The sequence below is a fragment of the Parafrankia sp. BMG5.11 genome (assembly GCF_004337455.1).
Genome location: NZ_SJXI01000037.1, coordinates 107,068 through 129,638 on the forward strand (window position 1 = coordinate 107,068; position 22,571 = coordinate 129,638).

Consider the following 22,571-nt stretch of genomic DNA (forward strand, 5'->3'; position numbering starts at 1 on the left):
GCCCGAAGACGACTCCGGCACACCGTGAAGCCGGCGCACCTGGAAAAGGGATAGATCAGGACACTAGGTACGGCTAGGGGCAAACCGACTCGGCAAACCGTACAACATCACGGCAGCCAGGCCCAGTAACCGCAGCCAGATCGACCCGCCCGCCCACCGAATGGCGCGTACACGGACTGTTGTCGGACGGACAGCGGCTCCCGGATGCACCCCCGGCCCGCGCAGGCTCCTCAGCCGGCGGGCCCGACCGGGTGCGAGCCCGCCAGCGAGACCCACGGCAGCGCGAGCGCCATCGCGAGACGCACCGCGGCGTCGGCGAGCATCCCGGCCCCCCACGGCGTGCGGCTCAGCGGCGCCCGGTCAGCGGCGCGGACCGGAGGCGACGATCACCGCCATCGACGGGGCCCACCAGTAGCTGCAGTCCGCCGGCGGACGCAGGCCGTCGACGACCCGGACCGAGAACGTCTCGAAGTGCTTCAGCAGCGCGCGCTGGTGGCGGCGGGAGAGGGAGTCGATCTCGTTCGAGTAGTAGGTGAACGACCCGTCGTCCGTCAGGTGCGCGGCGGCGTGCGGGAAGAAGTGCTCGGCGAACGTCGCGTCACGCACCACATAGTCGTCCACCTCGCGCTCGTCCAGCGGATAGGTGTCGAACAGGATGCCGTCGAACCGGCCCAGCCCCGGCAGGGCGTCCTGCCAGCGCCCCGGCACGATCTCGACCCCCTGCCGCCCGTCGGCTCCGGCCCAGGCGCGCGCCGTGGTGGCGACGTCCGCGTTCGCCTCGATGATCGTGTGGGTCGCCGGCCGGAGCTCCTGGACGAAGCCCGCCGAGATACCGAGGCCGAAGCCGACCTCGCACACCGAGCCGCCGGGACGGGTGGCCGCGCGCGCGAGCGCCAGCATCAGCGGGCGTTCCCAGGTCTGCATCACCTCCTGGCCGGAAACGAGCAGGGTGCCGTCGGCGACGGTCGGCGTGGCCTCGTCGACAGCAGTGTCGATCTTCGGACGGGTCACACCCGGGACCATGCGCGGCGCGACCTCGTCGAGCGCGCCGACGTCGGCGACGAAGTCGTCCAGCGCCCGGCCGAGCAGCCACCGCCGCGGCTCGTCGGCCACCGGCGCCAGCAGCGTCTCCGACGTCGGGGTGAGTGTGACCTCGAACTTCGCTGCGCGGCGGAGCACGTGACCTCCCAGATCGACACCATCGGGGCGAACCGGCCAACGGTCGCACGAAAGAACGCGCCGGTGGACGGCCGGGATGCACGGTATCCGCCGTCGGGCACCGATCCGACCGGTTCGGCCGGGTCCGAGCGACGAGAGCCGCCGGACCCGGCGGCTCCGCCGGGTTCACCACGAGCAACGAACAGGCCTGCCAGACCTGGGATCTCGCTAACCGGCGTGCCGTAGGATCAGATTGGCGCGGTGTGCACGGATGATCGTTACCGAGTGACCGCTGCTGGCTGACCGCTGCCGAGTGATCGTGTGCGGATGTCGTTCAGGCGGCTGGCAGCACGGAACGATCATCAGTGTGGCTCGTAGGTCGGAAGATCGGCGGGCGGCGCACTGGCCGACCGGGTGGGGGCGGCGCTCGAGTCCGTCGCACGGCGCGCCGGGCAGTGGCGCCGGGCCTGCCCGCGCCGGGTCGTCGACCTCGGCAGCCCGCGGCTGCCGTGACAACCGCAGGAGTGGGGCCGCGTGACCGGAGCTACGCCACCACCGGTGTCCGGGAACACCGCGCGCCCGTTGCGGACCGAGGACCCGGTACAGCTCGGCGCCTACCGGGTGGTGGGCCGGCTCGGCCAGGGCGGGATGGGCGCCGTCTTCCTCGGCCAGGCGCCGGACGGCACCGCCGTCGCGATCAAGGTGATCCGCCCCGAGCTGGCCTCCCGGCCGGAGTTCCGCGCCCGCTTCGCCCGCGAGACCGAGAGCGCCCGCCGGGTCCGCCGCTTCACCACCGCGGCCGTGCTCGACGCCGACCCGAACGGGCCGCAGCCGTACCTGGTCACGGAGTTCGTCGAGGGCCCGACACTCTCCCGCCACGTGGCCGCGCGCGGCCCGATGCGGCCGGCCGATCTCGAACAGCTCGCGGTCAGCGTCGCCACCGCGCTGTCGGCCATCCACGCCGCCGGCATCGTGCACCGCGACCTCACCCCGGCGAACGTGCTGCTCTCCCCGGTCGGCCCGAAGGTGATCGACTTCGGGCTGGCGCGTGAGTACGACACGGTCAGCGACCTGTCCCGCAACGTGAAGCAGGCGATCGGCACGCCCGGCTACATGTCGCCGGAGCAGATCCTCGACCTGCCGATCACCGCCGCGGTCGACATCTTCGCCTGGGGATCAATCATGATCTTCGCGGCGACCGGGCACCCGCCGTTCGGGCACGGCCGGATGGAGGCCGTCCTCTACCGCATCATCAACGAGCAGCCGCAGCTCGACGGCGTGACGGGCGAGCTGCGCGAGCTCGTCGAGCTCGCCATGCGTAAGGACCCGGCCACCCGGCCGAGCGCCGAGGAGCTGCGCGCGTCGCTGATGGGCGGGGTGGCTATCCCCGACCGGAGCGCGGCACCCGGGCCGCCGGGCGGCACCGAAGGCACGGCGGGCACGGCCGGGGCGCCCCGCGGCCGCCGCTGGTCCCGAGGCGGGCGCCGCGACCGCGCGGGGACAGCCTCGGGAACCGCCGCCGGCGCAGCCGCCGGAGCGGCCGCGAGCGGGCCGGTCGGACCAGGCGACGTGTCCGGAGCAGGCGGAACACCCGGAGCAGGTGCTGGCGGAGCAGGTGCTGGCGGAGGCGGGAGCGCCGTCGGAAGCAGGAGCGGGGGCGCTGTCGGAGGCCGTGGCGGGAGCGGAACCGCGGCGGCGGCGCACGGGCCGCTGACACACGCGCCGCGGGCCGGTGCCGGGCCCGCGCTGGGCACCCCGCCGCCGGCGTCGTCGTTTCCCGGTGTCTCCTCACCGGGCTCCGCCCAGCCCCGCACACCGTCGGGACCGATCTCCCAGCCGCCTCCATACCCGCTGTCACCCGCGCCCCAAGGCCAGGGCGGCCAACCGGCCGGCGGACAGGGCACCGGCGGGCCGGGATGGTCGGGGCCGGTGCCCGCGGGGCCGCTCGCGCGACCAGCCGAGTCGTCCGGGCCGGTGTCACCGGTGCCGGGTGCCCCGGCCCCGGCCGGCTCCGGCGAAGGAGCGGGTGCCGATCCGTCGCAGGGCGCGGAGTCCGGTCACGGGTCCAGGCGCCGCACCATGGTCCTCGCCGGGTTCGCGGCTCTACTCGTCGCCGCCGTCGTCGTACCGATCGTTACCCTCGGTGGCGGCGGTGGTGACGACGGGTCGAGCGCGGACCGCGAGGCCATCGCGGCGCACCTCGCCGCGACCGCCGCGGCCAGCCGCGCGCAGGACCCGGCGCTCGCCGCTCGGCTGAGCCTCGCCGCCTACCGGATCGCGCCCGTCCAGGCCGCCGAGGACGCCATGGTCGCCTCGTTCGCAGGTGCGTCCGCGGTGCGCACCCCGGCCTCGGACGCCCCCTACGGGGATATCGCCATCAACCCCGCCGGCACCGTCCTCGCCGCCACCAGCGCGGACGGCGTACTCCGGCTGTTTCGGCTGACCGACGGCGGCGAACCGGCGCTGATCAGCGAACGCCGCTCGGACGACCCGTCCGACGGCATCGCGTTCACCGGCGACGGCACGCGGCTCGCGACCGGCGGAACGCAGAGCGCGGCCCGCCTGTGGCAGGTCACCGATCCGGCGAACCCCCAGCAGGTCGCCCAGCTGGACGGCCTGTCCCGTCCCGTTCACGTGGCGCTGTCCGCGGACGGATCGCTGCTGGCCGCGGCCGCCCAGGACGGCACGTTCGGTCTGTGGAACGTCTCGAACCCGGCCGCGCCCGCGATGCTGCGCCTCCAGCTCACCACCGCCGTGATCACGGACATGGCCCTGACCCCGGACGGGAAACTGCTGGCCACCGCGGGCATCGGTGGTGACGTCCAGCTGTGGAACATCGCGGACCCTCGTAAACCGGTCCGGGCAGGGGTGGCGTCCGGCGCGGTCGGTGCGGTGAATGCCGTCACCTTCAGCACAGATGGCCACCAGATGATCACCGGTGGCGACGACCGCACCGTCCGTGTCTGGGATGTGCGCGACCCGATGGCCGCCCGTCTCACCAGTGAGCTGCACGGCCACACAGCCCCGGTCAACGCCGTCGTGTTCGGTGCTGGCGGCCAGCCCGTCAGCGGTGACCAGGCGGGCGTCGTCGCCTACTGGGACACCTCGAGTGCCGTGCCCATGGTCCGGGTCGGTGATCTGAAGAGCTCGATCCTCGCCCTGGCGACGGACGCCGCAGACGACCGGCTCGCGCTGAGCACCGAGTCCGGGAAGGTCGCGGTGTGGTCCACGGACGCCGCGAAGCTCACGACGATCGCCTGCGCCGACCCGGACGCCCGCATCAGCCGGGCCGAGTGGGAGCAGCGGATCAGCGAGCTCCCGTTCCGGGACCCGTGCACCGCCTGATCCCGCCACCATCTGATCTCCACCTCGGGCTGATCGCCGCCGCCCGATGTCCGCCGCGGGCTGACCCAGCGGGAACGACAGCCCGGTAGGAACGACAGCCCGGCAGGCACCGCAGCCCGACGGAAACCACGAAGGGCGTCCGCCGCGGGCATCGCGTGCCTGCGGCGGACGCTCTTCGCGGCGAGCCGGCGGAACTGTGTGGCTGACGGCGCCGCGGTTCTGCGAAACCGCGGCGCCGTGGACGCACGGGTCAGGCCGTGACGGGTGGTACTCCCTTTGTCAGCTCGTCGACGCGGGCCACGTTCTCGTCGATCGTGCTCTTGGTCCGCGGGACGTAGTGCGCGTCGAAGGCGATCTCCTCGCCGTTCTCCATGTAGTAGCGCATGAACGCGGCGGTCGCGGGCTTCTGCAGCGAGTCCTTACGGGCGTAGACGAACACCGGCTTACACAGCGGGAGGTAGAAGCCCGTTCCGGCCGTCACCGCGTTCGGCTCGACACATCCCTCGCCGTTGTCGATCTCCAGGCCCCTCAGTCGGGGCCCGAAGGTCTCGAACGTCGGGAAGTCCAGGAAGCCCATGGCCAACCGATCACCGGCGACGTCGTTCGCGACCCCGCTCAGGTCGGTCTCCTGGTACTGCCGGGACCGGGAGCTGGAGTCGTTCACCGTCGAGTTGAACACCTGCGCCTGGACGGTGTTCCGGGCCGGCCCCACGAACGCGATCGGCTCGTCCGGGAAGGACGGGTCGATCTGGTTCCACCGGTTGATCGTCGAGCCGGCGTCCCAGACCTTGCGCACCTGGTCGAGGGTCATGCAGCGCGCCCAGGTGTTCTGCGGGTTCACCACGATCGGCAGCGTGTGGTGCGCGACCTCGAACCCGACGATCTGGTCGGCGCAGCCGGGGTCCTTCGAGAAGGACGGGTCGAACTCGAAGGACGCGCCGACGATGTCAACGCCACCCGCGCAGAGCTTGGCGAAGCCGTCCTCCGTCGTCGACGCCTCAACGTTCACGGTCACGTTCTGCTGAACCTTGCGGAACCCGGCGTAGGCGGTCTCGGTGATCGGCGCGACCTCGCTGGAGCCCGCGACAAGCACCGTGTTGGGTCCGGGTGTCGGGGCTGCGGGCGGCGCGGTCGTCGCCGCGGGCGGCGGCAGCGTGGCGGTGGGCGCGGCGATCGGCACGATGCCGTTGGACGGCGTGTCGTCGCCGCCTCCGGTCAGCACGATGCCCAGGGTGGTGCCGCCGGCGACGAAGACGATCGCGGCCACGGCCGCGGCGATCGTCGCGCGGGACCAGCCGCCGAACAGCCCGCCGCGCGGGACGGCCCGGGTGCCGGCGGAGCTCCCGCCGAATGTTCCGGCCTGGGACGGTGTCGGCGCGGCCGACTGAGGATCACCGCCGCCGGCGGTCCCAGCGATCCCGGTGACTCCGGTGGCCGCGGGCGCTCCTGTCGTCCCGGGGCCGCCGGGCGTGGCGACCGCCTGGGTGCGGTCGCCACCGGCCGACGAGCCGGCCGCCACGGTGTGCGCGGCGTCGCCGTAAGGGTACGAGCTGCTCCCCCAACCGCCCTGGTACCCCGCGCCGGCCGGCTCCCCGGTGGACGTCGCGCCTGTGGACGTCGGCCCGGTGGGTGGCGGGGCCGTGGTGGGTGGCGGGGCCGTGGTGGGTGGCGGTGTTCCGTGGCCGCCGCGGGAGATCAGGGTGTCGTCCGCCGAGTCGCCATGGTGGCCGATCGCCGTGGCGTCGGGGTCGGCGGCGGGCGGCTGTCCCGTCCGGTCGGGCCATGAGGTGTAGCCCAGGCTGGAGGCGCTGACGCCGGCGGCCGCTCCCCCGAACACCGCCCCGCCGGGGGGAACCGGCCCGCTGGACGTGTCGCCGTCACCGGCGGCCGGCCCGCCGGTCGACGCCACGGCGCCGGGCGGCACTGACCCGACCGGCGGCACTGACCCGACCGGCGGGACCGGGCGCAGGGGCGGGACAGAGCTCAGCGGCGGCGTGGAGAGGATCGGCGGGCTGCTGTCCGGCGGCCGGATGACCGAGGTGACCTCCTCGCGGGAGGACTGGGCAGCCAGCCGCGCGGCGATCAGCGCCGCGCCCGTCGCGATGTCGTCGTCCGAGCCGTACTCCCACCGGCCGACGCTCGGGAACGCCGCCCGCATCTGGGCGGCGACGATCGGCATCCGCGCCGCACCGCCGTAGAGGAGCACGGAGGAGAGATCCTCGGGGGTCGCCTCACCCGTTCGGAGGGTCCGCCGGAACGCCCGGACCGTGTCGTCGACGACCGGCGCGACGAGGGTCTCAAGATCCGCGCGGCGCAGCACCACCGATGTCGAGGGCAGGCCGGGAAGCGCGAGGGCGACCTCGATCTCGTCCTCCTCCGCGAGGTACTCCTTCGCCTGGGCGCACTCCTCACGCAGCCGGGCGAGTGCCGCGGTGACCACGGGATCGGAGCGGTCGAGCCGCTCCCGGCCGGCGCCGGCCTCGGCCAGCACCCGCTCGACCAGCAGCTCGTCGAAGTCGGCCCCGCCGGCGTGGTTCACCCCGACCGATGTGCCCAGCTGCTGGAACCCGAACGGGCTGAACGACAGCACCGCCGCGTCGAAGTGCCCGGCGCCGAAGTCGTAGACGCCGACGAGGTCGACCGTGCGGGTCCCCGAGCGGCGGGCGAGCAGGGTGCCGATCGCGTCGGCGGCCGCGCAGGTCGCGACGGGTGCAGAGACGTCCGAGAGCTGGCTGACGGCGGAGGCGAACACCTCGCGGCGGTGCGCGGGCCAGAAGGCGGGATGCGCGACGACGATCTGCTCGGGCTCCTCCCCCCGGGCCGCGACGATCTGCCCGACCAGGTGGCCGACCAGCCGGGCGAGCAGCCCGTCCGGGCTGTACGCAGCGCCGCCGACCAGCAGGTGGCCGGGCTCGCCGAGCCGGCGCAGGAACCCCCGGGCAGCCCGGTCGGGATCGGTGCGGGCCCGCCTCTCAGCCGAGCGCCCGAACAGCACACCGCCCGTCTGGGGCATGTACAGGACGGACGGCACGGCTCGGGCGCCGCCCAGGGTCAGCACGGCGGGCCAGCCCCCGTCCGTGGCGGCGACGACTGTGGTAGCCGATCCGACGTCGATGCCAAGCTGGTAACCCACTGGTCCTCCGGGTGTGCTCGTTCGCCGCCCGCCACGGCAGGCGATGCACGCCGTGCGGTCCCCCGACCCGCCCCGATGCCACCCGACACCGTCAGAGCTCAAAACGGGTCGTTTAACTGTCAACGAAACAGGCCGACCGGCACATCGTAGGCGTACAGACCGACTTTTCCCTATCCGGTACCGGACATCGGCGCGGAGCCCCGCGCCGATGCCGGAAACGCCTTCCACCGCAGCTCAGAACCGCTCGTGTCGACCGGTCGGGCGCTGCCTCGGCGGCCGCTCGGGCTAACCGGACTCGAATGCCCTGAGGATCGCGTCGGCGGCGAGCGTCGGCGTCAGCTCGCCGTCCTCGACCTGGCGTTCCAGGCCGCCGGTCAGGTTCGCGACCCGCGGGTCGTCGTGCAGGCGGGACAGCAGGCGATCGTGCACCATCGCCCACATCCAGTCGACCTGCTGGCGGCGGCGGCGGGCGGCGAGCTCGCCGGAGGCGTCGAGGGTGTCCTGGTGTTTGAGGACCTGCCCCCAGACCGTGTCCAGGCCGGTGCGTTCCGCGGCGCTGCAGGTCAGCACCGGGGTCTGCCACTCCCGCGCGCCGCCCTGTAACAGCCGGATCGCCCCGGCCAGCTCACGCGCGGCGCGGCGCGCGTCGAGCTCGTGCGGCCCGTCCGCCTTGTTGACCGCGATGACGTCCGCCAGCTCCAGGACGCCCTTCTTGATGCCCTGAAGCTGGTCGCCCGTCCGGGCCAGGGTCAGGAACAGGAAGGTGTCGACCATGTCGGCGACCGTGGTCTCGGACTGGCCGACCCCGACCGTCTCGACAAGCACCACGTCGTACCCGGCGGCCTCCATGATGACCATGGCCTCGCGGGTGGCCTTGGCGACGCCGCCGAGGGTCCCCGCGGTCGGTGAGGGCCGGATGAACGCGGCCGGGTCGGCGGACAGGGCCTCCATCCGGGTCTTGTCGCCGAGGATGCTCCCGCCCGTGCGGGTGGACGACGGGTCGACCGCGAGCACCGCCACCTGGTGCCCGGCCGCGGTGAGCGTCGTGCCGAGCGCGTCGATGAACGTCGACTTGCCGACCCCGGGGACGCCGGTGATCCCGACCCTGCGGGCCTTCCCCGCGTGCGGGAGCAGGGTCACCAGCAGCTGCTGGGCCGCCTCCCGGTGGTCGGCCCGGGTCGACTCGACCAGTGTGATGGCGCGCGCGACCCACATCCGCGACGACGCGAGGACACCGTCGACGTACGCGGCGACGTCGACGGGCCGGCGGGCCAGTGCGGTCAAGGCGCCGTGGTGTGGCCGAGCTGGTCGGACAGCGTGGCCAGCAGCTCGATCGCCGCGTCCGCGATGACCGTGCCAGGCGGGAAGATCGCGGCGGCACCGGCGGCGCGCAGGGCGTCGAAGTCCTGCGGCGGGATGACCCCACCGACGACGACGAGGATGTCGTCGCGCTCGAGCGCCGCCAGCTCCTCCTTCAGCGCCGGGACCAGCGTGAGGTGCCCGGCGGCGAGCGAGGACACGCCGATGATCTGGACGTCCGCCTCGACGGCCTGGCGGGCCACCTCGGCGGGCGTCTGGAACAGCGGGCCGACGTCCACGTCGAAGCCGATGTCGGCGAAGGCCGTGGCGATCACCTTCTGGCCACGGTCGTGCCCGTCCTGGCCCATCTTCGCGACGAGGATCCGTGGGCGCCGGCCCTCGGCCCGCTCGAAGGCCGCCGCGGCCTCGCGGGCGGCGACGATGTTGCCGGCCGGCCCGGCCTCATCCCGGTACACACCCGAGATCGTACGGATCTGACCGGAGTGCCTCCCGTACACCTTCTCCAGGGCGTCGGAGATCTCACCCACGGTCGCCTTGGCGCGGGCGGCGTCGACTGCCAGCGCGAGCAGGTTGTGCCCCAGGTCGGACGGCCGGCTGCCGTCGCGGGCCGCGTCGGCCGCGGCGGTCAGCGCGTGCAGCGCCGACTCGACGGCGGCGGTGTCACGCTCCTCGCGCAGCCGGCGCAGCTTCTCGATCTGACCGACCCGGACCGCCGAGTTGTCGACCTTCAGGACGTCGATGGCCTCGTCCGCGTCCACCCGGTACTTGTTGACCCCGACGAGCGGCTGGCGTCCGGCGTCGATGCGGGCCTGGGTGCGTGCCGCCGCCTCCTCGATGCGCATCTTCGGGATGCCGGCGTCGATCGCCTGCGCCATCCCGCCGGTCGACTCGACCTCGGTGATGTGCGCCCAGGCCTTGCGGGCCAGGTCGTAGGTGAGCCGCTCGACATAGTGGCTGCCGCCCCACGGGTCGACGACCCGGGTGGTACCGGACTCCTGCTGGAGCAGCAGCTGGGTGTTGCGCGCGATGCGGGCGGAGAAGTCGGTGGGCAGCGCCAGCGCCTCGTCGAGGGCGTTGGTGTGCAGCGACTGGGTGTGCCCCTGGGTGGCGGCCATCGCCTCGACGCAGGTGCGCACGACGTTGTTGAAGACGTCCTGGGCGGTCAGCGACCATCCGGAGGTCTGCGAGTGCGTCCGCAGCGACGTCGAACGGGCGCTGGTCGGGCCGAACTGGTTCACCAGCCGCGCCCACAGCAGGCGCGCCGCGCGCATCTTGGCGACTTCCATGAAGAAGTTCATGCCGATCGCCCAGAAGAACGACAGCCGGGGGGCGAAGGCGTCGATCTCCAGGCCGGCGCCCAGACCCGCCCGGATGTACTCGACGCCGTCCGCCAGCGTGTAGGCAAGCTCCAGGTCGGCGGTCGCGCCCGCCTCCTGCATGTGGTAGCCGGAGATGGAGATCGAGTTGAATCGCGGCATCCGCTTCGAGGTGTACGCGAAGATGTCCGAGATGATCTGCATCGACGGCTGCGGCGGGTAGATGTAGGTGTTGCGGACCATGAACTCTTTGAGGATGTCGTTCTGGATGGTGCCGGCGAGCTGCTCCGGTGCCACCCCCTGTTCCTCGGCGGCGACGATGTACAGCGCCAGGACCGGCAGCACCGCGCCGTTCATGGTCATCGACACGCTCATCCGGTCCAGCGGGATGCCGTCGAAGAGCTGGCGCATGTCGTAGATCGAGTCGATGGCCACGCCGGCCATGCCCACGTCGCCGGTGACCCGCGGGTGGTCGCTGTCGTACCCGCGGTGGGTCGGCAGGTCGAAGGCCACCGAGAGGCCCTTCTGGCCGGCGGCCAGGTTGCGCCGGTAGAAGGCGTTCGACTCGGCCGCGGTGGAGAACCCCGCGTACTGGCGGATCGTCCACGGCTGGGTCACGTACATCGCCGGGTACGGGCCGCGCAGGTAGGGGGCGATGCCCGGGTAGGTGCCGAGGAAGTCCAGGCCGGCCGTGTCGGCCGCGGTGTACAGCGGCTTCACCGCGATGCCCTCGGGGGTGTCCCAGGTCAGCGCGTCGGCGTCCTTGCCGGTGGCCTGCTCGAGCGCGACCCGCCACTGGGCCTCGTCGGCGTCCGCGCCGCTGGGTGCTCCGAGCGCGATCTCGGCGAAGTCGGGGATCGATGACATCAGGCCACTCCCGCCTCTGCGAGGGTCGTCCGCAGCACCTCGACGGCGTTGCAGCCGGTGAAGACGTACCCGCTCACGCCCGCCGCGGCGTCGGTCTCCGCACGCGAGCCGGCCTTGCCGGCCAGCCAGATCCGCGTGGCCCCCGCCGCGTGCAGCGCCTCGGCCACCGGGGCCGCCCACTCGGCGTACACCTTGTCCCCCGAGCACAGGCAGGCGACCTTCGCGCCGGACGCGGTGAACGCGGCCGCGATCGCGGCCGGATCCGTGCCCGGGCCCGAGTCGGGCGTGGCCAGGCCGCCGGCCTGGAACAGGTTCGCGGCGAAGGTCGCGCGGGCGGTGAACGCCGAGGCCCCGCCGATCGTGGCCAGGAAGACCGCGGGCCGGGCGCCGGTGGCGGCGGCGTGCGCGTCCGACCGGGCGCGCAGCGCCTCGTAATCCTGGTCGTAGGTGACGGTCGGCAGCCCGTGGCCGCCACCGGCCTCGGTCGTGCCGGTCGCGGCCGTGGCGCCGGACGGGCCGGCCTCCGCCGGGGCGGGCGGCCGATCGGGGAGCTTCTCACCCAGGTTGGGGAACTCGCTGACACCGGTCAGCGGATCACGCCGGTGCGCGATCGCGTCCGCACGGGCCGCCCAGGTCACGGCGAGGCGGGTCCGCAGCGAGCCGTCCGCCAGCGTGGCCGAGATCCCTCCGGCACGCTCGATCTCAGTGAAGACCGCCCACGCCGCCTCAGCAAGGGAGTCGGTGAGCGACTCGACGTACCAGGAGCCCCCGGCCGGGTCGATCACCCGGATCAGGCTCGCCTCCTCCTGCAGCAGCGTCTGCGTGTTCCGCGCGATCCGACGGGCGAAGTCGTCGGCGAGCCCGAGCCTGATGTCGAAGGGCAGCACGGTGACCGCGTCCGCGCCGCCGACCCCCGCCGCGAAGCAGGCCACGGTGGTGCGGAGCATGTTCACCCAGGGGTCACGGCGGGACATCATCGCGGACGAGGTGACCGCGTGCTGGCGCTGCACCCGCTCCGCGGGCGCGGCACCGCACACCTCCGCCACCCGGGCCCACAGCCGCCGCGCCGCCCGCAGCTTGGCGATCGACAGGAACTGGTCGGCGCTCACCGCGTAGCGGAACTCGAGCTGGCCGAGGGCCTCGGCCACGCCCAGCCCGGCGTCGGTCAGCTCGCGCAGGTAGGCCACACCTGTCGCCAACGAGGCGCCGAGCTCCTCGGCGTCGCTCCCGCCGGCGTCGTGGTACGGCCGGGCGTCGACGACCAGCGTCCGCAGGCGTGGGTACTCGGCGGCGACGCGCGGGGCGAGCACGCGGGCCACGCTGAAGTCCGGCGCCGCCCCGGTGCGCGCCGCGAGCCCCAGCGGGTCCGCGCCGAGCACGCCGGTGAGCTGGGACGCCGGAACACCCCGCTCGTCGGCCAGCGCCAGGAACGCGGCGGCCGCCTCCCCGGTGAGCGCGCCCGCGTCCAGGACGACCGGAGCGAGGTCGAGGTAGACATCCCGCAGGACCTCGGCGAGCCCGTCGAGAGGCAGGCCCGCCGGACCGAGCCGCAGCCACAGCGAGGTGACGCCGTTCTCCAGGTCGGCGAGCACCACCTGACCGCCGGCCTTCGGGTCGGGGTGTGCGTGCAGCGCACGGACGTCCCAGCCGTCGGTGTTGGCGCCCTGTGGCCGGCCGCCGCGGACGAACGGCGCCAGCCCCGGCAGGCCCGCACCGGTCGCGCCGGCGGCGTCCGCCGCGTCGTAGAGCGGACGGATGCGGATGCCCTCGTAGGTCGAGGTCGCGATCAGCTCCTCGGCCTCACCCGGAGCGGTGTCCTCGCCCGCAACCCCCGACTTTCGCAGCACCCCGAGGACCAGCCGCCGCCAGTCGTCCCTCGTCGAGTCCGGAAAATCGGCGGCGAGCGCCAGCTCCACCGGTGGAACGGTCATGGGACGGATCGTAGGGGCCCACGGCCCCACGAGCCCGGATTGTTCCTCCCGTCACAGCTTCCCGGGCCGGTCACGGGCCTGCCGCCAGCCATCCGGTGACCGCGGCGACGACCTTCGTCGGTGTACGAAGCACGTCGGCCCAGGTGACCCGCCGGACCCGCCATCCCAGGTCCAGCAGCTGGTTCTGCCGCTCGCGGTCCCGGTGAAGAGCCGACGGAAGCTCGTGGACGGCACCGCCGTCCGCCTCGACATCGAGCATCGCGCCGGGCCAGGCGAGGTCGAGCCGGGCCAGGACCCGCCCGGTACCGTCCGTGACGGGCCACTGGATGCACGGCGGAGGCACACCGGCGTCGTGGAGCAGGAGCCGCAGGTGTGTCTCGAGCACGGACTCCGCCCGCCCGTCCGCGAGCGCCCAGTAGGAGGCCACCCGGCGGGCACCGGGGCGCTTCACGCAGGCCGCGATCACCCTGTCCAGCCCTGTCACCAGCCGGCGGCGCAACGCGGCGTCGATCATCGCGACCGCGTCCTCTCGTGAACCGGCCAGGACGAGGTCCGCGAGGGTCCGGTCCGGACCGGTGAGGGGGATTCCGTCGAGCTCGACCAGATCGCCGACCGCGACCGGCCCGAAGTGGCTGACCGTCCCCTCCATCTGCCTCCGGGAACCGTGCACCGGCAGCCGGAGGTGCACCGGCTCGTCTTCGGCGGGCCGCGGAAGCCCTTCGAAGCCCAGCAGCCGCCCAGCCGTCACGCCGCACGCCACCGCGCCGGGACGCGCCAGCAGCGCGGCGCGAACACGCAGCCGAAACGGCAACCGGGCCTTCGCGGTCGGGTCGGTGAAATCGGCGGCCGGCCAGGATGTCGCTCCGGCGGTAGCCGCCCCGGGGGTAGCCGCTCCGGAGGTGGCCGCTCCGGAGGTGGCCCACCGGCTCGGTACGGAGTCAGGCGGCGGCCCGTGATCAGACAGGCGACCGCCGACCTCGCCATCCGCGCTCAGCGTGGCGCCGGGGAGGACGTAGATGCCCTGCCGGGCGCGCAGCCAGATCCCCGAGCGCACCAGGTGTCTCAGGAGATCTGGCGTGAGGCCCACGCCGAGGGCCTGTCGGGTGGTGATCAACCCGTGCTGGCGGCGAGCGAGGCGCACAGCGCTTCCCAGGCCCTCATGGGCTCCATGCACCTGACGCACCTGACGCACCTTTCGACACACGGGCACTTTCGCCCGAAGTACCGATGCCGTCCAGCGGGTAGAAAATTCTAATTCGTGAGCCTTCCGGGTTTTCCGGAGGGGAACTTCTTCGCCCTTCGGTAACCACCTCGCCCCTTCGGGGCTGAATCCCGGCCGATTTCGCCCCGAAAGGGCAAGAAAGCCGATAAATGGCGAGCAGTCGTGGCGGCTACCACACGCCTCCGAGCGATACTCAGAACACGCCTGGTTCACGGGCTACCGGCCACCCGGCGCGACCTCGATCGGCGATTACCCGCCACCGGACGCGATTTCGATCAGCGTCACCAGCCACCGGGCACGACCCCGTCAGCCGCGGATCAACAGGACCACAGCCACCACCAGACCGAGCACGATCACAGCAGCGCGCAGGGCTGACGCGGGAAGCCGTCGGGCGACCCGCGCGCCGAGGACCCCACCGGCCGCCGACGTCACGACAAGGATTCCGGCGTAGGCCCAGGACACCTGAGCGGTGACGAGGAAGACCACGACGCCGATCGCGTTCACACCGAACGAGAGCAGGGTCTTGAGGGCGTTCGTCCGCTGGAGCTCGTCGACCAGCAGGATTCCGAGAACACCGAGCAGAACCACACCGAGCCCGGCCCCGAAGTAGGAGCCGTACGCCCCCGCGATGAACACCCCGATCCGGGTCGGCCAGGTGACGGCTCCGACGGAGGGTTCGACGCCGACCAGCCCACCGAGCGCCCGCCGGTCCTCCGGCACGCCGAGTGGCGGGCCGAGTGGCGGGCCGGAGGTGGCCAGCTCGCGCCGGGCTCTCGGCCGCGCAGGTTCCGCGCCACCCGCCAGGGAGCTGCCCGCCACGCCCACCGGCGAGGTTTCGCCCGCCGCGGGCCGGGTGGTCCCCAGCGCGGCTGCCCGGCGGCGGGCGACGAGCGCGGCCAGCCTCGACTGCGCGGCCAGGAGGATGCAGGCCACGATCACCAGGAACGGCACGGCGGACCGGAAGCCGTCCGACGGGGTCAGCAGCAGGACGACCGCGCCGACCAGGCCGCCGAGCATCGCCGGTGGGCCGAGCGCCTTCAACCTGGACGTCTGTCCGGCCAGTTCTCGCCGGTAGCCCAGGGCCCCGCCCGCGTACCCGGTGACGAGCCCGACCGAGGAGGTGATGTTGGCGGTGAGGGCGGGCAGGCCGGTGGCGAGCAGCGCCGGGAACGCGATCAGGGTGCCGCCGCCCGCCACGGCGTTCACGGCCCCCGCGAGCAGGCCGGCCCCGGCGACGAGAACAGCGTCGGCTGGTCCCACCTGTCCTCCGTCTGGTCGTGACGAGCCGCTGGTCCGCCGGAACGCCACCGGGCGCGCCGGGCTGGAAACGACAAAATCACGTTCGTCCGGACGGGTGGCCGCTGCCAGGAATTGCGGCCCAGGTCACGGTGGCCGAACATGGCCGAGGGAGCCGGCCCGGGCAGTCACCGATCACCGCGTTCCCGGCGACCGGCTATCGACTCCTGGCTCCCCCGACCAGCGACCGCGGGCCCGCGACGGTCAGAGGTCGAACTCCTCCGGGTTGATCCCCACCGCGAAGCACGCCTCGCGGACGATCGCCTGCTCGGTCTTGTCGAAGTTGCCGTCGGCGCCGCCGATGACGATGCCGATCTGGATCACGGCGCGGGCCTCGGTCGGCTTCTTCTTGACCTTCCCGATCTCCTGGAGGATCGAGACCTTGCCGAAGTCGAAGTCGGCCTGCAGCTTGCCCAGGTAGTCGTTGAACCTCCGCTGGAGGTCGTCGGCCGCGAAGTTCGACAGCACGTCGTTGCCGACGATCAGCGACGCGACCCGCTGCCGCTCGGCGGGGTCGACGCTGCCGTCCGACGCGGCCACGAGCGCGCACATCGCCATGCTCGCGTCGCGGAACGCGCCGCTCTTGAGATCGTTCTTCTTCGCGTTGAGCTGTCCCTGCATGCTCTGCGCGGACTGTCGTAGCTGGTTCCAGATCGGCACCTGTGCTCCTTTGCCGGTGGCGTGTCCGGTGTCACAAGGATCCCGGCGTCTTTCGCTCACGAAGGTCGCGGGGCCGTACGCACCCGACCGGAGTCGGGCGTGCCGGGTCGGTCCAGGCCCGGGACCGGGCCTGAACCAGACAAGACTCCCACGAGTGAACGCGCGGACCGCGGACGACGCTCCCCACCCGACCCGTCCGCACGATTCGGCCGCGTTCGGCCCCGGCGGGGGCACCCGGCCGGGGCCGTCAGCGGACCAGCACCGTCGTCCCGATCGCACCGATACCCGCCGCCCACAGCCAGTCCATCGCCTCGTTGGTGACCCGAACGCAGCCGTGGGACGCCGCGCGGCCCGGCACGGACACGTAGCCGTGCACCGCGATCCCGTCGGTGTGGAAGTACTTCGGCCGGTACAGGCCGCCGAGCGGGCCCGGGTCCACGCCGTCGACCTGCCGGTACACATGCCAGGTACCCCGCGGGGTGTCGGCGAGGAGGCGCTGGCCGCGCACCTCGTACCAGCGCTCCGTCCCGGTCGAGGTGTTGAGGATCTGGCGGACCGATCCGTCCTGGACGACGAGCAGCAGCTGGCGCGTGACATCGACCTCCAGCGCCAGGCCCGAACCGGTGACGGCCAGCGGTCGGGGGCCCTGCCGGAGCGACGCCCAGGTGGCCGGGCCCACCAGGCCGTCCCGCTCCAGTCCGGCGACCTTCTGGGCGGCGAGGACGGCCTGCACCGTCAGGACTCCGTAGATCCCGTTGGGCTCGCCGAGCCAGTAGCCCAGCTCGACCAGCCGCCGCTGGAGAGCGAGCACGGGCGCCCCCTGGTCACCCGGGCCGAGCAGGCCCGGAAGGTCCGTCCCGGCCGCGAGAACCGGCTCCGGCGGAGCCGGCGGTGCGGGCAGGACAGGTGAACCGGGCAGGGCGGGTGGGCCGGGCAGGGCGGGTGGGCCGGTTGACGGGGGTGCCGGTGCGGCCGCGCCGGTCGTCGCCCAGGCCGCCGCCAGGCCGTGGCCACCGAGGCCGGGACCGGCGGGTACTCCCACCAGCACGGCGGACATCACCAGTGTGCCGGTCGCTGATCTGGCGTGTTCGAAACGGCGAGATCTGCACCGAGGATCCATACCACCCATAGCCGTATATTGCCTTGCGCGCAGTAAACATCCCCCGGCGGGGACGTCTCATCTCCCGCACCGACAATGCGCAACCTGTCATTCAGAATTATGAATCAGCCAGATAGCCTCCGACATTAGCCGCAAAGCGGTCAGTTGACGGCGTTCAACCGGTCGACCGCGGCGGCGGCGTCACCGATGTTGACGAAATCGACCGCGACAAAGGTGGGGCGCCGGCCCTGTTCGGTCTCGCACTGCCTGGACCGCGCGAGGATCCGGTCGGCACGGTTCGCGACCACGGCGGCCTGCCGGCTGGGTGCCGCGTCCGTCACCCAGTTGTTGAGCAGGAGCAGCGGCGATCCCGCGGCTCCCCGCAGGCGGGCGCAGCCGGTCAGTTTCTCCGGGGAGTCCACCGAGAACGGCGTGTCCGACGCGTAGCGGTAGAAACTACGCAGGAATGTCCCGGGCATGTCCTGGCTCTCGGCGAAGACGACGAGGCGCCGGCCGGACTCGACCATCTCCCGCAACGTGGGCCACTCGCCGTCCTCATCGGCCGGCGGGGTGGCGACGATGCGGGACAGGCCGGCCTGCGCGACGGCGCCGGCGATCTCCGGCGCGGGCACCTGATCCTGAATGATCAACGTCACCACCTCGGTGGGGTTTCGGTCCATCCAGTCCCGGACCTGGCCGAGTTCCGCGGTCAGGTCGAGCGCCCCGAGCTGGCACAGGTTGTGGCACAGCCACAGCCCCGGCCGGGCCGACCGGGCGTTGCGGGTCAGCGGCTCGATGGCCGTGCGGGTCGAGGGCGGCAACGTCTCGAGGACGGCGTCCACCTGCTCGGGCGTCGTCCAGTGGTGGACGTCGAGCAGCAGGGCGCGCACCCCGAGGTCGAGCTGGTGCACCAGCGACGGGTCCTGGGTCGGGCCGAGGAAGCGGTCCTCGCTGGTCGCCATCGCGTTGTGGGTGGCCAGGTAGGTCACCTCGTCGTACCGGCTGTCACACAGGCGGATCTGGCTGTTACACAGCTCCCGCGCGTTCGCCGCGGCACCGGGGAAGGCGACCCAGGTCAGCGCGATCATCATCGGGGCGGCCACGGTGAAGCCGGCGGAGAGGCGGCGGCGCCGGCCGGCCCGGCCCCAGCGCGCGGAGAGTGCCACGAGCAGCGCGCCGCCGAGGATCGCCAGCCCCACCGCGAGCGTCCAGGCGACGATGCGCAGGTAGTCGGACTCGATGTCGCCGTACGCGTGCCGGGAGAAGTCGGCGAGCACCGCGCCGGCGCCGGGCGGCAGCGGCCCACCGGGCTTCTCCAGGGCGAGCAGCGGGTTCGGCAGCAGCATCCGCAGCACCACGCCCAGGACGCCCGCCGCGACCCCGGCGACGACGACCGCCCCCGCCAGCGCCCGCATCCGGGACCGGCCGCGGGCGGCTGCCAGTGCGACGATCGCCACGCAGATCAGCCCGGCGAGGCCCAGCAGCGCCAGGCTGAGCCCGTCGAGCGCCGCCGAGACGTCGTGCAGCTTGGACACGGCGCTGATCGCGGGCTCGTCGCGCAGGTCGGAGAGGCGGACGCCCAGGTTGAGCACGGCGCCGTCGGTGAGGTGGGCGCGCATCTCGCCGACCGCCCGCTCGTCGCCCTCGAACAGCAGCGGACCGACCCGGGCCAGCGCTCCGGCCACGTCACCGGAGCGCAGGTCCGCGCGCAGGGGGGCGGCCACCGCGTCGCGGTCCGCCGGCTTCAGCCGGCCGAGCACCGCCTCCACCACCCGGTCGGTGTCCTGCGCCGAGAGCTCCATGGTGGGCAGCGCGGTGGGCGGTCGACCGGCGACGATGTCGTCGAGCGCGTCGAGGACGGAGCGGGTGAACTGGGTGACCGACTCGACCTGGTAGCTCGTGCCGGTGCCGATCTCGCCCGCGATGTAGCGGTTGGCCAGGCCGGAGATGTTGCCGAAGATCGGGGTCAGGTCGACGCTGAACTCGATGTCGTCCTGGCGCGCGCGCAGGTAGTCGACGATGCGCCCGATCTGCTCGTCGGTCATCGCCTCCACCGTCGACGGAGGCAGCACCGTGCGCAGGTTCGCGGTGACCAGGGTGGGGTCGACGGGCAGGCCGGAGAGCAGGGATTCGACGGCGGGGTCGGGCAGCACCTCGGTGTATAGGCGGTCGTAGGCGTTCGCCTCGGTGAGCGCCTGGGAGTAGAAGTCCGCACTCAGAACGGTCGTGCGCGAGGTGGCGAGCACGACGAAGGGCAGCCAGAGGAGCGCCAGCAACACGGCCAGCCCCCACTGGCCCGCCCGACGCCGGGGGCTGTCCCGCACGACCCGCCCGCCCGAGGCCCGGGACCGCCCGGCATCCGGGAGGCGGCCGGAACGCCACCCGCGCCTGGAGCGACCGGAGCCACCAGCACCAGCGAAGCCGCCGGGGCTCGCCGAATCCGGCGCGGCCGCGGACTCCGCTCCGGTCGCGCCGGTCGGGCCAGCCGTGGAGGAGGGACCGCCGTCCCTGGGGGCGGGCAGGCCGTGCCTTACATCCGGGGCGGAACCCGCAGGACCCGCAGGACCCTCAAATCCCGAGCCGGACATGGCCACCCACCGGCGAGCGCGCGCCCGGATCCCAGAACGCGCCGGCATCCCAGAACCCATCCGGCCATCCCCGACCTGTCACCGCATGCCGTCACTGACAGGTCCAATTTATCCCGCCACGGGATCTCTCGACCCGCCCGGACACCCGAAGGTCACGTCAGGGACGGGCCGCCCGCAACTCGGGATGGGCCGCCGCCGCGAGGATCTCCTCGATACGGGCGGCGACCTCGTCCGGCGTGCCGGTGCCGTCCACGGTGCGCAGGAGACCCTGCTCGGCATAGTGGCTGCGCAGCGGGGCCGTCTCCTCGGCGAACACCTTCAGCCGCCGCCGCGCCGTCTCCTGGTTGTCGTCGAGGCGGCCCTCGGACAGCGAGCGCCGGCCGATCCGGGCGAGTACCTCGGTCTCGTCGACGTCGAGGTCGAGGACCAGGTGGAGTGGCCCGCAGGTGGCGGTCAGCATGCGGTCGAGCGCCTCGGCCTGCGGCAGCGTCCGGGGGAAGCCGTCGAGCAGGAACCCCACCCCGCAGTCGATGCCGGTGGCGAGGCGCTCGGCGACCATGTCCAGGACGATCTCGTCCGGGACGAGCTCACCGGCCCGGACATAGTGCTCGGCCCGCCGGCCCAGCGGCGACCCGGCGGAGATCTGCTGGTCGAAGAGCTGACCGGTCGAGATCGCCGGCACGCCGTGGCGCGCGCTGATCCGCGCGGCCTGGGTCCCCTTGCCGGCGCCGGGCGGGCCGAGCAGCACGAGCCTCATGGCCTGCACGGTACCGGCTGGTTGGCTTCCAGTAGAGCCGCCGCGACGGTGAACCGGGGCAGACCGGACGCGACGCGAGCGATTTCACCCAACGGTCGACCTCCCCAACAGGTGAAATCCGTCCCGATCCGCAACCAGGGACCCACGGACGGGTGGATCCGGGTGGACGGGTCCAATGGCCCCACCCGGACCGGGCCGACGACGATCGAGCCCCGGCCGGGCGTTCGCTCGGCCGGGGCTCGGGGTCAGGGCCGGCGGGTCGGCAGGATCGGAGCCGGCAGGTCGGTCGTCCCCATCAGGTGCCGGTCGACGGCGGCGGCCGCCGAGCGCCCCTCCGCGATGGCCCAGACGATCAGGGACTGGCCACGGCCCATGTCACCGGCCACGAACACGCCGGGCACCGACGTCGACCAACCAAGATCGCGGGCGACGTTGCCGCGGGCGTCCAGCTCGACGCCGAGCTGCTCGAGCAGGCCGGGGCGCTCCGGGCCGACGAAGCCCATCGCCAGCAGCACCAGGTCGCACGGCAGCTCGGTCTCGCTGCCCTCGATCTTCTGGAAGCGCCCGTCGACCATCTGGACCTCGTGCATGAGCAGGGCCCGCACGTTGCCCTCGTCATCGCCGACGAAGCGCTCGGTGGAGACGGCGAAGACCCGCTCGCCGCCCTCCTCGTGCGCACTGGACACCCGGTAGACGATCGGGAAGGACGGCCACGGGTTCGCCGGCGGCCGGGAGGCGGGCGGCCGCGGCATGATCTCGAGCTGGTGGACGGACAGGGCGCCCTGCCGGTGCGAGGTGCCCAGGCAGTCCGCCCCGGTGTCGCCACCGCCGATGATCACGACCCGCTTGCCGGCAGCGGAGATCGTCGTCTCGGCCAGGTCCCCCTGCTGCACCCGGTTCGCCGGGACCAGGAACTCCATGGCCAGGTGGATGCCCCGCAGCTCCCGCCCGGGGACGGGAAGGTCACGCCCCACCGTCGACCCGCCGGCCAGGACGACCGCGTCGTAGGACGAGCGCAGCTCGTCGGCGGTGATGTCGACGCCCACGTTGCACGAGGTGACGAACGACGTCCCCTCGGCCTCCATCTGGGCCAGACGGTTGTCGAGGACCCGCTTCTCCATCTTGAACTCGGGGATGCCGTAGCGGAGCAGGCCGCCGGCGCGGTCGGCCCGCTCGTAGACGACCACCTCGTGGCCGGCCCGGGTGAGCTGCTGGGCGGCGGCGAGGCCGGCCGGGCCCGAGCCGACGACCGCGACGCGGCGGCCCGTGCGCACCGACGGCGGCACCGGCACGACCGACCCGTCCGAGATGGCACGGTCGATGATGGTGACCTCGATCTGCTTGATGGTCACCGGGTCGTCCCCGATGCCCAGCACGCAGGCCGCCTCACACGGCGCGGGGCACAGCCGCCCGGTGAACTCCGGGAAGTTGTTCGTCGCGTGCAGCCGTTCGATCGCCTCGGACCAGTCCGAGCGGCGGGCGAGGTCGTTCCACTCGGGAATGATGTTCCCGAGCGGGCAGCCCTCGTGGCAGAACGGGATGCCGCAGTCCATGCACCGGCCCGCCTGGTCACGCAGCGCCGGCTCCGGGAACGACTCGTACACCTCGCGCCAGTCGGTGATGCGCACGTCCACCGGTCGGCGCGTGGGCAGCTCCCGGCGGTGCTTGAGAAAGCCGGTCGGGTCAGCCATGCCGCTCCTGTCGGTTCCATGAGGCCGCTGTGACGTGTCCGCCCCGCGTGCCCCGCTGATGGTTCGGGGACGCCGGCATCGCGTTCCCGGCCGTGATGTCGGTCGACGTTCGTTCGGTCGGTCGTTGGGTCAGTCGACGCCCGCTCGGTCGACGTCCGGTCGGGCTGGCGCGTCATTCGGTCTGGCGC

Annotated in this window: 13 protein-coding genes; 1 reads left to right on the forward strand and 12 read right to left on the reverse strand. The window is 73.1% G+C overall.

Translation table 11 applies throughout. The annotated features are described in order from the left end of the window. Positions 1–360: 360 nt before the first annotated feature. Positions 361–1,179 (reverse strand): class I SAM-dependent methyltransferase, encoded by an 819-nt coding sequence (locus E0504_RS25685; RefSeq protein ID WP_112104814.1) that lies wholly within the window; start codon positions 1,177–1,179, stop codon positions 361–363. Between the two features lie 513 nt (positions 1,180–1,692). Here E0504_RS25685 and E0504_RS25690 point away from each other — a divergent pair. Continuing rightward, a complete protein-coding gene (locus tag E0504_RS25690; protein WP_112104813.1) occupies positions 1,693–4,503 on the forward strand; it encodes a WD40 repeat domain-containing serine/threonine protein kinase in 2,811 nt (936 codons plus the stop codon). Positions 4,504–4,753: 250 nt separating this feature from the next. Here the strand turns inward: E0504_RS25690 and E0504_RS25695 are convergent, their stop codons facing one another. From E0504_RS25695 to E0504_RS25745, 11 genes are all read right to left on the reverse strand, one after another. Continuing rightward, on the reverse strand, positions 4,754–7,636 hold the full coding sequence (locus E0504_RS25695) for an Hsp70 family protein (protein ID WP_131625995.1): 2,883 nt from the start codon (positions 7,634–7,636) through the stop codon (positions 4,754–4,756). Between the two features lie 285 nt (positions 7,637–7,921). Further along, positions 7,922–8,920: a methylmalonyl Co-A mutase-associated GTPase MeaB gene (meaB, locus tag E0504_RS25700; protein WP_255565674.1), complete on the reverse strand. Its 999-nt coding sequence runs from the start codon at positions 8,918–8,920 to the stop codon at positions 7,922–7,924. Continuing rightward, complete coding sequence (scpA, locus tag E0504_RS25705; RefSeq protein ID WP_131625996.1) at positions 8,917–11,139, reverse strand: methylmalonyl-CoA mutase; 2,223 nt, start codon at positions 11,137–11,139, stop codon at positions 8,917–8,919. The genes meaB and scpA overlap by 4 nt, the downstream gene beginning before the upstream one ends. Continuing rightward, complete coding sequence (locus tag E0504_RS25710; protein ID WP_131625997.1) at positions 11,139–13,070, reverse strand: methylmalonyl-CoA mutase subunit beta; 1,932 nt, start codon at positions 13,068–13,070, stop codon at positions 11,139–11,141. The genes scpA and E0504_RS25710 overlap by 1 nt, the downstream gene beginning before the upstream one ends. A 70-nt stretch (positions 13,071–13,140) precedes the next feature. Then, positions 13,141–14,253, reverse strand: coding sequence for a type IV toxin-antitoxin system AbiEi family antitoxin domain-containing protein (locus E0504_RS25715; RefSeq protein WP_243657615.1), 1,113 nt, complete (start codon positions 14,251–14,253; stop codon positions 13,141–13,143). 345 nt (positions 14,254–14,598) lie between these two features. Further along, positions 14,599–15,552: a sulfite exporter TauE/SafE family protein gene (locus E0504_RS25720; RefSeq protein ID WP_131625998.1), complete on the reverse strand. Its 954-nt coding sequence runs from the start codon at positions 15,550–15,552 to the stop codon at positions 14,599–14,601. 240 nt (positions 15,553–15,792) lie between these two features. Next, positions 15,793–16,248 carry a tellurite resistance TerB family protein gene (locus E0504_RS25725; RefSeq protein WP_112105741.1) on the reverse strand — a complete coding sequence of 152 codons (456 nt, stop codon included), beginning with the start codon at positions 16,246–16,248 and terminating at the stop codon, positions 15,793–15,795. Between the two features lie 247 nt (positions 16,249–16,495). Then, positions 16,496–17,305, reverse strand: a complete 810-nt coding sequence (locus tag E0504_RS25730; RefSeq protein WP_243657616.1) for a L,D-transpeptidase family protein — start codon at positions 17,303–17,305, stop codon at positions 16,496–16,498. Positions 17,306–17,508: 203 nt separating this feature from the next. Beyond that, positions 17,509–19,671: a hypothetical protein gene (locus E0504_RS25735; RefSeq protein WP_131625999.1), complete on the reverse strand. Its 2,163-nt coding sequence runs from the start codon at positions 19,669–19,671 to the stop codon at positions 17,509–17,511. A 421-nt stretch (positions 19,672–20,092) separates the two neighbouring features. Continuing rightward, complete coding sequence (locus E0504_RS25740) at positions 20,093–20,692, reverse strand: adenylate kinase (RefSeq protein WP_071065616.1); 600 nt, start codon at positions 20,690–20,692, stop codon at positions 20,093–20,095. 245 nt (positions 20,693–20,937) lie between these two features. Beyond that, positions 20,938–22,383 (reverse strand): glutamate synthase subunit beta, encoded by a 1,446-nt coding sequence (locus tag E0504_RS25745; protein ID WP_112105743.1) that lies wholly within the window; start codon positions 22,381–22,383, stop codon positions 20,938–20,940. Positions 22,384–22,571 lie beyond the last annotated feature (188 nt).

What these genes read in the sequence shown, in the direction of transcription:
- scpA (WP_131625996.1), bottom strand. Translation starts at nt 11,139, where the DNA reads ATGTCATCGATCCCCGACTTCGCCGAGATCGCGCTCGGAGCACCCAGC.
- E0504_RS25710 (WP_131625997.1), bottom strand. Translation starts at nt 13,070, where the DNA reads ATGACCGTTCCACCGGTGGAGCTGGCGCTCGCCGCCGATTTTCCGGAC.
- E0504_RS25730 (WP_243657616.1), bottom strand. Translation starts at nt 17,305, where the DNA reads ATGTCCGCCGTGCTGGTGGGAGTACCCGCCGGTCCCGGCCTCGGTGGC.
- E0504_RS25740 (WP_071065616.1), bottom strand. Translation starts at nt 20,692, where the DNA reads ATGAGGCTCGTGCTGCTCGGCCCGCCCGGCGCCGGCAAGGGGACCCAG.
- E0504_RS25745 (WP_112105743.1), bottom strand. Translation starts at nt 22,383, where the DNA reads ATGGCTGACCCGACCGGCTTTCTCAAGCACCGCCGGGAGCTGCCCACG.